This window comes from Streptomyces sp. NPDC021096, from assembly GCF_040641275.1.
GTDB lineage: Bacteria > Actinomycetota > Actinomycetes > Streptomycetales > Streptomycetaceae > Streptomyces.
On record NZ_JBFADG010000029.1, the window covers coordinates 1 to 11,247 of the forward strand.

General features: G+C 72.6%; 10 protein-coding genes and 1 riboswitch. Of the genes, 2 read left to right on the forward strand and 8 right to left on the reverse strand.

The genetic code is table 11. The annotated features are described in order from the left end of the window. Positions 1-77: 77 nt before the first annotated feature. Positions 78-548, reverse strand: coding sequence for a cyanase (cynS, locus tag AB0G59_RS25820; protein WP_360916087.1), 471 nt, complete (start codon positions 546-548; stop codon positions 78-80). 156 nt (positions 549-704) lie between these two features. Next, on the reverse strand, positions 705-1,310 hold the full coding sequence (locus AB0G59_RS25825) for a carbonic anhydrase (protein ID WP_360916090.1): 606 nt from the start codon (positions 1,308-1,310) through the stop codon (positions 705-707). A 124-nt stretch (positions 1,311-1,434) separates the two neighbouring features. On the opposite strand from AB0G59_RS25825, the gene cynR reads away from it, so the two are divergent. Further along, positions 1,435-2,346 carry a transcriptional regulator CynR gene (cynR, locus tag AB0G59_RS25830; protein WP_360916093.1) on the forward strand — a complete coding sequence of 304 codons (912 nt, stop codon included), beginning with the start codon at positions 1,435-1,437 and terminating at the stop codon, positions 2,344-2,346. 38 nt (positions 2,347-2,384) lie between these two features. On the opposite strand, the gene AB0G59_RS25835 is transcribed toward cynR, so the two are convergent. The 6 genes from AB0G59_RS25835 to AB0G59_RS25860 form a co-directional block, all read right to left on the reverse strand. Next, positions 2,385-3,179, reverse strand: a complete 795-nt coding sequence (locus AB0G59_RS25835; RefSeq protein WP_071966907.1) for an enoyl-CoA hydratase — start codon at positions 3,177-3,179, stop codon at positions 2,385-2,387. Next, entirely contained in the window at positions 3,176-4,099 is a 924-nt protein-coding gene (mmsB, locus tag AB0G59_RS25840) for a 3-hydroxyisobutyrate dehydrogenase (protein ID WP_360916096.1), read from the reverse strand. Before mmsB ends, AB0G59_RS25835 begins: the two co-directional genes overlap by 4 nt. Further along, complete coding sequence (locus AB0G59_RS25845) at positions 4,096-5,172, reverse strand: enoyl-CoA hydratase/isomerase family protein (RefSeq protein ID WP_360916099.1); 1,077 nt, start codon at positions 5,170-5,172, stop codon at positions 4,096-4,098. Before AB0G59_RS25845 ends, mmsB begins: the two co-directional genes overlap by 4 nt. Then, positions 5,169-6,323, reverse strand: coding sequence for an acyl-CoA dehydrogenase family protein (locus AB0G59_RS25850; RefSeq protein WP_360916102.1), 1,155 nt, complete (start codon positions 6,321-6,323; stop codon positions 5,169-5,171). The genes AB0G59_RS25845 and AB0G59_RS25850 overlap by 4 nt, the downstream gene beginning before the upstream one ends. Continuing rightward, positions 6,320-7,819, reverse strand: coding sequence for a CoA-acylating methylmalonate-semialdehyde dehydrogenase (locus AB0G59_RS25855; RefSeq protein WP_360916105.1), 1,500 nt, complete (start codon positions 7,817-7,819; stop codon positions 6,320-6,322). Before AB0G59_RS25855 ends, AB0G59_RS25850 begins: the two co-directional genes overlap by 4 nt. Before the next feature lie 162 nt (positions 7,820-7,981). Then, positions 7,982-8,168: riboswitch (cobalamin riboswitch) on the reverse strand. A 33-nt stretch (positions 8,169-8,201) separates the two neighbouring features. Further along, positions 8,202-9,602, reverse strand: coding sequence for a short-chain fatty acyl-CoA regulator family protein (locus AB0G59_RS25860; RefSeq protein ID WP_360916108.1), 1,401 nt, complete (start codon positions 9,600-9,602; stop codon positions 8,202-8,204). A gap of 286 nt (positions 9,603-9,888) precedes the next feature. On the opposite strand from AB0G59_RS25860, the gene aceA reads away from it, so the two are divergent. Continuing rightward, complete coding sequence (gene aceA / locus AB0G59_RS25865) at positions 9,889-11,169, forward strand: isocitrate lyase (RefSeq protein WP_360916110.1); 1,281 nt, start codon at positions 9,889-9,891, stop codon at positions 11,167-11,169. Positions 11,170-11,247 lie beyond the last annotated feature (78 nt).

The window sequence follows — 11,247 nt, forward strand, 5'->3', positions numbered from 1 at the left end:
GGGGGGGGGGGGGGGGGGGGGTCCGGTGACGACGACGTCACCGGACCCCGCCCCGGGCGGTTACCGGACCGGCCGGATCAGAAGGGCTTGGTCGGCAGGTACTTGCCGTCCAGGGTGATGACCGCGCGCTCGCCGCCCTCGGGGTCGGCGACCTTCTTCACGTCCAGCTTGAAGTTGATCGCGCTGATGATGCCGTCGCCGAACTGCTCGTGGACCAGGGCCTTGAGGGTCGTGCCGTAGACCTGGAGCATCTCGTAGAAGCGGTAGATGGTCGGGTCGGTCGGGATGCCGCCGGGAATCGAACCGCGCGTCGGGATGGTCTGCAGCAGCATCACGGCGTCGTCGTCCAGGCCCAGGAGCTCGGCGACGGCCTTGGCCGAGGCCTCGGGCAGCGGGTGCTGGCCGAGGACGGCGGCGGTGACGAAGGCGACCGACAGGCCCGCGGCGTCGGCGATCTGCTGCCAGGACAGGTCCTTGCGCACCTTGGCCTCGACGGCGGTGGCGGCCAGGGCCTCACGGGCGGTGGGGTCGAACTGCGCGTGCACCATGAGAAGGATTCCTTTCGGATGCGCCGTTCCTCCATGACGGAGGGGCGGCGGGGTGGGGTTTGGGGTGGTGATCCCGGGCGCCGGGCGGCGGCAGGGGATCAGGTAGTGCCGGTGGGTGGCCGGTCGTCAGGCGTTCACCGGCGGATGGGCCGGTCCTCAGGCCGCGAGGGCGGCCGGTCGGCCGGGTGCGCCGAGCTCCTCGACGGTGCCGGCGGGGATGTCGTAGACCCAGCCGCGCAGGGTGACCGTGCCCGCGGCCAGGGCACTGGCCACCGAGGGATGGGTGGCCAGGTTCGCCAGCTGGGCGGCCACGTTCTCGCGCACCAGGGCGTCGACCGTCCGCGTCCCGGCCCCGGCGGCCACGGCGCGGGCCCGGGAGGCGTCCGCGTGGCGCAGCCAGTCGGCGATCGCGGGCGCGCCGCTCAGGTCGTGGTCCTCGGCGAGGGCGGTCATCGCGCCGCAGGCGGAGTGCCCGCACACCACGATCTCGCGCACGCCCAGGACGGCGACGGCGTACTCGATGCTGGCCGCCACCCCGTCCGGCCCGGGGGTGTAGGCGGGGACGAGGTTGCCGGCGGTGCGGATGACGAAGAGCTCACCCGGCTCGCTCTGGGTGATCAGCTCCGGCACCACACGGGCGTCCGAGCAGCTGATGAACAGCGTCGTCGGCCGGTGGGTCGCGGCCAGGTGGGCGAAGAGCTCCGCCTTGGCCGGGTAGACGTCCCGCCGGAAACGCGCGACGCCCTCGGTGAGGTCTTGCATGGTCACTCCCTTCAGTGGCTGCCGGCCCCGAGGGGCTGACGAGATCCACCATGCATGACCTGCACCTATAGCGTCCAAGACGTAATAGCCATGACAGTCATCGATGACATCTATAGTCGTGGCTATGGCCCTGGAACTCCGTCATCTGCGCTATCTGCTCGCCGTCGCCGAGCACGCCAACTTCACCCGCGCCGCCGAGGACCTGCGGATCTCCCAGCCCACCCTCTCCCAGCAGATCAAACAGCTCGAGCGCACCGTCGGCGCCCAGCTCCTCGACCGCACCGGCCGCACCGTACGGCTCACCGACGCCGGTGAGACGTTCGTGCACTACGCGCGCCGCGCGCTGCGCGACCTGGCGGCGGCCGAGCGCGCCGTGCTGGACGTGGCCGACCTCTCCCGCGGCCACCTGCGGCTGGCCCTCACCCCCACCTTCACCGCCTACCTCGTCGGCCCGCTCACGGCCGAACTCCACGCCCACCACCCGGGCATCACCCTGGAGATCAGGGAGATGACCCAGGACCGCATCGAATCCGGCCTGCTGGCCGACGAAATCGACCTCGGCATCGCCTTCCACGGCCCCCACCTGCCCGGCATCGCCGCGACCGCCCTCTTCACCGAGACCCTCAGCCTCGTCACCGGCGCCCACGGGGACGGCGCCGGCCGCGACCGCGCGGAGCCGCTGCCCGTCGCCGACCTCGCCGACCGGCATCTCGCACTGCTCAGCGGCGACTTCGCCACCCGCGGCCACATCGACGCCTACTTCGCCGCCCACCAGGTGCGCCCGCGCATCGCGGTGGAGGCCAACTCGATCCAGGCCCTGACCGAAATCGTCCGGCGCACCCCGCTGGCCACCGTCCTGCCCGACGCCATCACCCACGACCACCCCCACCTGACCCCGGTGCCCCTCGAGCCGGCCCTGCCCGCCCGCGCCGTCACCCTCCTGCGCCGCGAGAGCGCCTACCTCAGCGCCGCCGCCCGGGCCTTCACCCGCCTGACCAGGGAATTCGTCCGCGCCCGCGGCTTCGCCCCCGCCTGAGCGGCGAGGGCGAAGGTCCGCGGTGGGTGGACTCCCGGTCAGCGGTGGGTGAACTCCGGCGGGCGCTTCTCCACGAAGGCCGTCATGCCCTCCTTCTGGTCGGCGGTGGCGAACACGGCGTGGAACAGCCGGCGCTCGAAGCGGACGCCCTCGGCGAGGGTGGTCTCGAAGGCCCGGTTCACCGCCTCCTTCGCCATCATGGCGACCGGCGCGGACATGCCCGCCACCGTCCCGGCGACCGCGAGCGCCTCGCCGAGCAGATCGGCGGCCGGCACGATCCGGGACACCAGGCCGGCCCGCTCGGCCTCGGCGGCGTCCATGGTGCGGCCCGTCAGGCACAGCTCCATCGCCTTGGCCTTGCCGACGGCGCGGGTCAGGCGCTGGGAGCCGCCGATGCCCGGGATGACACCGAGCTTGATCTCCGGCTGGCCGAAGACCGCGGTGTCGGCGGCCAGCAGGATGTCGCACAGCATGGCCAGCTCGCAGCCACCGCCGAGCGCATAGCCCGCCACGGCCGCGACCGTGGGCGTGCGCAGGGCGCCGAGGCGGTCCCAGGCGGTGAACCAGTCGCTGAGGTACATGTCCATGGAGCTCTGCGGGCGCATCTCCTTGATGTCCGCGCCGGCCGCGAAGGCCTTCGGCGAACCGGTCAGGACGATGCAGCCGACGTCCGGGTCGCGGTCGAGGGCCTCCGTGGCCGCCACGACCTCGGTCATGACCCGCAGGTTGAGGGCGTTGAGCGCCTTCGGACGGTTGAGGGTGAGGAGCGCGGTGCGGCCCGTGCGTTCGACGAGGATCGTCTCGTACGGGCGGTCCGGGGCGGTGTCGGTCATGTGGTGCTTCCCGTCCGGTCGGTGGGCCGGCCCGAGCGCGCCCTGACGGCCCGGACGATCGCGGAGAAGTCCTCGTCGGACCCGGGGCCCTGCGCGAACTCGGTGAACATCGCCGCGGCCCGCTGTCCGAGGGCCGTGTCCACCTCGCCCGCACGGGCCGCGTTCGCCGCGAGAGCGAGGTCCTTCGCCATCAGCGACGCGGCGAAGCCGGGGCGGTAGTCGCGGTTGGCCGGGCTGCCCGGGACCGGGCCCGGCACGGGGCAGTTGACGCTCAGCGCCCAGCACTGGCCCGACGCCGTGGACGCCACGTCGAAGAGCGCCTGGTGGGACAGGCCCAGGCTCTCCCCGAGCACGAACGCCTCACTCACCGCGATCATCGAGATGCCGAGGATCATGTTGTTGCAGATCTTGGCGGCCTGGCCGGCGCCGGCGGCCCCGCAGTGCACGGCCTTGCGGCCCATGGCGCCCAGCAGCGGCTCCGCCCGGGCGAACGCCTCCTCGTCACCGCCGGCCATGAACGTCAGCGTCCCGGCCTCGGCGCCCACCACCCCGCCCGACACCGGCGCGTCCAGGGCGCGGTGACCGGCGGCGACCGCCGCCTCGTGGGCGGCCCGTGCGTCGGTGACGTCGATGGTGGAGCAGTCGACGAAGAGCGTGCCGGGCCGGGCGGCGGCGAGCAGCCCCTGGTCCCGGTACAGGGCGAGGACATGGCGTCCGGCGGGCAGCATGGTGATCACCACGTCCGCACCCGACGCCGCCTCTTCCGCCGACGCGGCCGCCTCGACCCCGGTCTCCACGGCCGCGGCCAGCAGTGAGGGCACCAGGTCGTAGCCGAGGACACGGTGTCCGGCCCGCACCAGGCGCGCGGCCATGGGGCCGCCCATGTGGCCCAGTCCGACGAAGGCGATGACGCTGCTCACCAGGGCACCTCCTGAGGGAAACCGGTCGTCGCGAGGCCGAGCCCGCGCCCGCCGGGCGGTGCGAAGAAGCGGTCGACGTCCTCGTCGCCGACCTCGGCGAGCGTGGCGGGCGACCAGCGCGGAGTCCGGTCCTTGTCGATCACCTGCGCGCGGATGCCCTCGACGAAGTCCGGGTGGGACAGGGCCGCGCAGGAGACGCGGTACTCCTGCTCCAGAACGTGCTCCAAGGGACCGAGCGCACGCGCCCGGCGCAGGGCGGCGAGGGTCACCTTCAGCGCGGTGGGGGACTTGGCGAGGAGCGTCACGGCCGCGTCCTTCGCCGCCGGGACGCCGCTGTCGAGCAGCCGGTCGACGATCTCCTCCACCGTGTCCGCCGCGTAGCAGTGGTCGATCCAGCCGCGCCACGCCGCGAGTTCGCCGCCCGGCGCCGGCCGGACGTGCCGGGCCAGGACGTCGTGGACGGGTGCCCGGGCGAGGTCCGCGACCAGCCGAGGCAGCAGAGCGGAGGGGACGTGGTGGTCCGCGAGCCCGCACAGCAGCGCGTCCGCAGCGCCCACCGCCGCGCCCGTGAGCGCCAGATGGGTGCCCAGCTCCCCGGGCGCGAGCCCCAGCAGATACGTTCCGCCGACGTCCGGGACGAAGCCGATGCCGGTCTCGGGCATGGCGACGCGGGACCGCTCGGTGACGATCCGGACCGTGCCGTGGGCCGAGACCCCGACGCCGCCGCCCATCACGATGCCGTCCATGACGGCGACGTACGGCTTGGGGTAGCGGGCGATACGGGCGTTGAGCCGGTACTCGTCGCGGAAGAAGTCCGCGGAGGCCGCCCCCGCGGACGAGCGTGCGTCCTCGTGGAGGGAGCGGATGTCGCCGCCCGCGCACAGCCCGCGCTCGCCGGCTCCGGTGATGACGACGTGCTCCACCGCCGGGTCGTGCTCCCACGCGGTCAGCGCCGCGTCGATGCGGTGCACCATCGTGTGGGTGAGGGCGTTGAGGGCACCGGGACGGTTGAGGGTCATGTGGGCCGCGCGGCCTTCGGTGCGCAGCAGTACGTGCTCGCCGGTGGTGGTCATCGCAGGGCGCCCGTCAGTCCGCGGGCCACGATGAGGCGCATGATCTCGTTGGTTCCTTCCAGGATCTGGTGGACGCGCAGATCGCGGACGATCTTCTCGATGCCGTAGTCGCTGAGGTAGCCGTAGCCGCCGTGCAGCTGCAGGGCGCGGTCGGCGACGGAGTAGCCGGTGTCGGTGGCGAACCGCTTGGCCATCGCGCACAGCTGCGGGGCCTGCGGGGTGCCGCGGTCCAGGGCGTCAGCCGCCTGCCGGACGAGCGCCCTGGCCGCGGCCAGTTCCGTGGCCATGTCGGCGAGGCGGAACTGCAGGGCCTGTGCGTCGAGCAGCCGCATGCCGAACGCCTCGCGGTCGGCGAGATGGGCCAGGCTGCGGTCCAGGGCGCTCTGGGCGCCGCCCAGGGAACAGGCGGCGATGCCGAGGCGGCCTCCGTTCAGGCCGTTCATCGCGATGCGGAAGCCGTCGCCCTCGGCGCCGAGCCGGCGGCCGGCCGGGACGCGGACCCCGTCGAGGATCACCTGGCGGGTGGGCTGGGCGTTCCAGCCCATCTTCCGTTCGTTCGGGCCGAACGAGAGCCCGGGGTCGTCGCGTTCGACGACGAAGGCGGAGATGCCGTCCGCGCCGCCCTCGCCCGTGCGGGCCATGACGACGTAGACGTCGGCCGCGCCCGCCCCGGAGATGAACTGCTTGACGCCGGTGAGGACGTAGCCGTCGCCGTCCCGTCGCGCGCGGGTGCGCAGGGCGGCGGCGTCCGAGCCGGTGCCCGGCTCCGTCAGGCAGTAGCTGCCCAGCGCCTGCATGCCGCACAGCCCGGGCAGCCAGCGGCCGCGCTGGGCCGTGTCGCCGTACCGGTCGATCATCCAGGCGACCATGTTGTGGATGGAGAGGTAGCCCGCGATGGAGGGGCAGCCGGTGGCCAGTGCCTCGAAGACCAGGACGCCGTCGCCGCGGGTGAGGCCGGAGCCGGCGTGCTCCTCGCGGACGTAGACGCCGCCGAGGCCGAGCTCCGCGGCCTTGCGCAGGACGTCGAGCGGGAAGTGCTTGTCGCGGTCCCAGTCGACGGCGTGCGGGGCCAGGTGCTCCTGGGCGAAGTCCAGGGTGACCTCGGCCAGGGCGAGCTGGTCCGTGGTGAGAGTGGTCGTCACCGCGATCACCCCATTGTCGGGATGGTGAAGCTCGCGCCCTCCTTGACCCCGGAGGGCCAGCGCGAGGTGACGGTCTTGGTGCGGGTGTAGAAGCGGACGGCGTCCGGGCCGTGCTGGTTGAGGTCGCCGAATCCGGACCGCTTCCAGCCGCCGAAGGTGTGGTAGGCGACGGGCACCGGAATGGGCACGTTGACGCCGACCATTCCCGTGGTCACCCGTCGGGTGAAGTCCCGGGCGGTGTCCCCGTCCCGGGTGAAGATCGCCACCCCGTTCCCGTACGGGTGCTCGCTCGGCAGCCGCAGGGCCGCCTCGTAGTCGGCGGCGCGGGCCACGCAGAGCACCGGGCCGAAGATCTCCTCGCGGTAGATCCGCATGGCGGGGGTGACACGGTCGAAGAGGGTGGCGCCGGCGAAGAAGCCGCCCTCGTGGCCGGGCAGGACGAAGCCCCGGCCGTCGACGACGAGTTCGGCGCCCTCGGTGGCGCCGATGTCGACGTAGCGGCGTACGCGGTCCAGGGCGTCACGGCTCACCAGCGGGCCGAAGTCGGCCTCCGGGTCGTCCGAACGTCCGATCCGCAGGTCCCCGATGCGCTCCTTGAGGCGTGCGACCAGCGCGTCGGCCGTCTCCTCCCCGACGGGCACGGCCACCGAGATGGCCATGCAGCGCTCGCCCGCCGAGCCGTACCCGGCGCCGACCAGCGCGTCGACGGCCTGGTCGAGGTCGGCGTCCGGCATCACGATCATGTGGTTCTTGGCGCCGCCGAAGCACTGGGCGCGCTTGCCGTGCGCGGCGGCCGTGGCGTAGACGTGCGCGGCGACGGAGGTGGAGCCGACGAAGCCGACGGCCTGCACCCGGGGGTCCGTCAGCAGGGTCTCGGCGGACTCCTTGCCACCGTTGACCACGTTCAGGATCCCCGGCGGAAGGCCGGCCTCGAGGAAGAGCTCCGCGAGGCGCAGCGGTACGGACGGGGCCCGCTCGGACGGCTTGAGGACGAAGGCGTTCCCGCAGGCGATGGCCGGTGCGGCCTTCCACAGGGGGATCATCGCGGGGAAGTTGAAGGGGGTGATGCCGGCCGTGACGCCCAGTGGGGAGCGCAGCGAGTGGACGTCGATGCCGGTGCCGGCGTTGTCGGTGAACTCGCCCTTGAGCAGGTGCGGGATGCCGGCGGCGAACTCGACCACCTCCAGGCCGCGCTGGAGGTCGCCGTGGGCGTCGGCGACGGTCTTGCCGTGCTCGCGGGACAGCAGGCGGGCCAGCGAGTCCCGTTCGCCCTCGACGAGTTGGAGGAACCGCAGCAGGACGCGGGCGCGGCGCTGCGGATTCCACTCGCCCCACTCCGGTTGCGCGGCGGCGGCGTCCGCGATCGCGGCCGCGGTGTCCTCGCGCCCGGCCAGGGGCACCCGGGCCTGTACGGCGCCGGTGTTGGGGTCGTACACGTCGGTGAAGAGCCCCGACGTTCCGGGGGTGTGCTTGCCGCCGATGAAATGTGTCAGTTCACGGACCATGGAAGCCTGCTCTCGTCAGGTCAGGTGAGATCCGGGGATGGGCATGGGGCTTCGTGGCTCTGCGAAGAGCTACGCGTGCGCGGACATCAGTGCGCGCTCCGCCGGATCACCAGGGTCGTGAGTACGGACCGGTGCCATGCGTGTCTGCTCCATCCTCGTGGACAACACGGAACACCCCGCGGCCGGTATCCTGACTCCCGGATCACCGCGCGCCGCCAGCCTTCCCGACGAATGGCACATCTCGTCAGTGGCGTGCTGTCGACGGCACACTCCCCGGTCACAGTGGCGGGACCGTGCCGGAATCACACCGGCTTCCCTGACACCGCGGGCCTTGGTCACGAACATATAGTTGGACGTCCTAGTAAGTCCACCCCCGGCGTGATCACTTGTCCGCCACCGGGTACGGCACGAACGTGCTGCTGTTCTCGTCGATCGCCAGCGGCCGGCCCAGCGGCGGCACCGCGCGCTGCGGGCAGTCCAGGCGTTCGCAGATCCGGCAGCCCATGCCGATGGGGGTGGCCGCGGAGGTGTTGCCGAGGTCGAGCCCGTCGGAGTAGACGAGCCGGGAGGCGTGGCGCACTTCGCAGCCGAGGCCGATGGCGAACGTCTTGCCCGGCTCGCCCCAGCCCCCGCGGTGCCGGGTGACGGCGCGGGCGGTCCACAGGTAGCGCTGTCCGTCCGGCATGGCGGCGATCTGGACGTGGATCCGGCCCGGGGCGGCGAACGCCTCGTACACGTTCCACAAGGGGCAGGTGCCGCCCGCGCGGGAGAAGTGGAAGCCGGTGGCGGACTGGCGCTTGGACATGTTGCCGGCGCGGTCCACGCGGACGAAGGAGAACGGCACACCGCGCAGCCGCGGCCGCTGGAGGGTGCTGAGGCGGTGGCAGACGGTCTCGTAGCCGAGGCCGAAGCGGTCGGTGAGCCGTTCGATGTCGTAGCGGACCTCCTCCGCGGCGGCGTGGAAGGCGCGGTACGGCAGGATCAGCGCGGCGGCGAAGTAGTTGGCGATGCCGATCCTGGCGAGCGACCAACTGGCGGAGCCCTCCGCGTAGTCCTCCGACGCCAGCGCGGACAGCCGGTCGCCGAACTCCAGCAGCGCGAGCTGGGTGGCCATGCGGAAGGCCTGCTGTCCGGGGCGCAGCCGGTTGGACAGGTGCAGGACGCGGGTGGCCGGGTCGTAGTGGTGCAGCCGGTCGCAGTCCGCCGCCAGCCGCACTCCATGCCGTTCGGTCAGGCGCGCGGAGAGCGTTCGCACCACCTCGCCGGGCCGCACGCCCAGGGCGTGGGCCAGGTCCTCGGCCGCGAGGTCGGCCTCGTGGAGGTAGTTCTGCCGCCGGTAGAAGAACTCCCGTATCTCCTCGTGCGGGGAGCGCGGCAGGGCCACGTCCTCGTGGCCGCGGGCCTCCGCGGCTTCGGCCAGCCGCTCGGCCAGGGCGTGGCCGCGGCGGCCGAGGTCGAGCAGGACCGAGGCCACGGCCGGCATGCGCGAGGCCAGTTCCGCGAGGTCGGAGGGGGAGACCCGGGCGGCGTCGACCTCGGTGGCGAGCACCTCGCGCAGGTCGGCCACGAGTCTGCTGGTGTCGCGCTCCGAGAAGAACCCCGGGTCGACGCCGAAGGCCTCGGTCAGCCGCAGCAGCACCGGCACGGTCAGCGGCCGGGAATCGTGCTCCATCTGATTGAGGTAGCTGGGGGAGATCGCCAGGACGCGCGCCAGCTCCGCCTGACTGAGCCGCCGCTCCTCGCGCAACCGCCGCAGCCGCGCCCCCGCGTATGTCTTGCCCACCGCTCTCCCCCTGCTCCGTGCCCGACGTCCGTGATCGGACGGGTGTGTTGGCAAGATTCGCAGAACCGGGCCGGAAGATGCGCAGAACTTGGCAATCTTCCACGGTTGATGGCACTGAGTGCCACTGTCAGAGTCGTAGCGCGGCCCACCGCCCCTCCGGGCGCACTGTTCACCGCTTCACACGCCCGGAAGGGCGGCGGCGCCGCATCGGTGGCACGTCACTCAGTGACAACCCCACGCACCCTTCACAAGAACCGTGTGATCTCAGCGAACCCGGGAGACGGTCATGGCGCAGGCACAGACGGCGGCGGAAGCACTGAAGCAGCGGTGGGCGACGGACCCCCGCTGGAAGGGCGTCGAGCGCACCTACAGTGCACAGGACGTGATCCGGCTGTCCGGCAGCGTCCGCGAGGAGCACACCCTGGCCCGGCGCGGCGCCGAGCGGCTCTGGCGCCAACTGCACGAACGCGACTACATCCACGCCCTCGGCGCGCTCACCGGCGGCCAGGCCGTCCAGCAGGTCCGGGCCGGCCTCCAGGCCATCTACCTCTCCGGGTGGCAGGTGGCGGCCGACGCCAACCAGGCCGGCCACACCTACCCCGACCAGAGCCTCTACCCGGTCAACTCCGTGCCGCAGGTGGTCCGCAGGATCAACAACGCGCTGCTGCGCGCCGACCAGATCGCCACCGTCGAGGGCGCCCGGGACGGCATCGACTGGCTCGCGCCGATCGTCGCCGACGCCGAGGCCGGCTTCGGCGGGCCGCTCAACGCCTTCGAACTGACCAAGGCGATGATCGCCGCCGGTGCGGCCGGCATCCACTACGAGGACCAGCTCGCCTCCGAGAAGAAGTGCGGCCACCTCGGCGGCAAGGTCCTCGTCCCCACCGCCCAGCACATCCGCACCCTCAACGCCGCCCGCCTCGCCGCCGACATCGCGGACGTCCCCACCGTCATCGTGGCCCGCACCGACGCGCTCGCCGCGAACCTGCTGACCAGCGACGTCGACGAGCGGGATGCCCGCTTCGTCACCGGTGAGCGCACCGCCGAGGGCTTCTACCGGGTCGAGAACGGCATGGCCCCCGTCATCGCCCGCGGCCTGGCCTACGCCCCCTACGCCGACCTCATCTGGGTGGAGACCGGAACCCCGGACCTGGCCCAGGCACGGGAGTTCGCCGAGGCGATCCACGCCGAGTACCCGGACCAGATGCTGGCCTACAACTGCTCGCCCTCCTTCAACTGGAAGGCGGCCCTCGACGACGACCAGATCGCCAAGTTCCAGCGGGAGCTGGGGGCGATGGGCTACCGCTTCCAGTTCATCACCCTGGCCGGCTTCCACTCCCTCAACCACGGCATGTTCGACCTGGCCCGCGGCTACGCCGAGCACGGCATGACCGCCTACGTCGACCTGCAGGAGCGCGAGTTCGCCGCGCAGGAGCACGGCTTCACCGCGGTCAGGCACCAGCGCGAGGTCGGCACCGGCTACTTCGACCTGGTCTCGACCGCCGTCAACCCCGCCTCCTCGACCACCGCGCTGACCGGCTCCACGGAGGAGGAGCAGTTCCACTAGGCAGCCCCGGGGCGGGCCGACAACCACGCACCCGGCCCGCCCCGCCTCCGCCCGGTCCCTACCGCTCCGCTTGAGGAG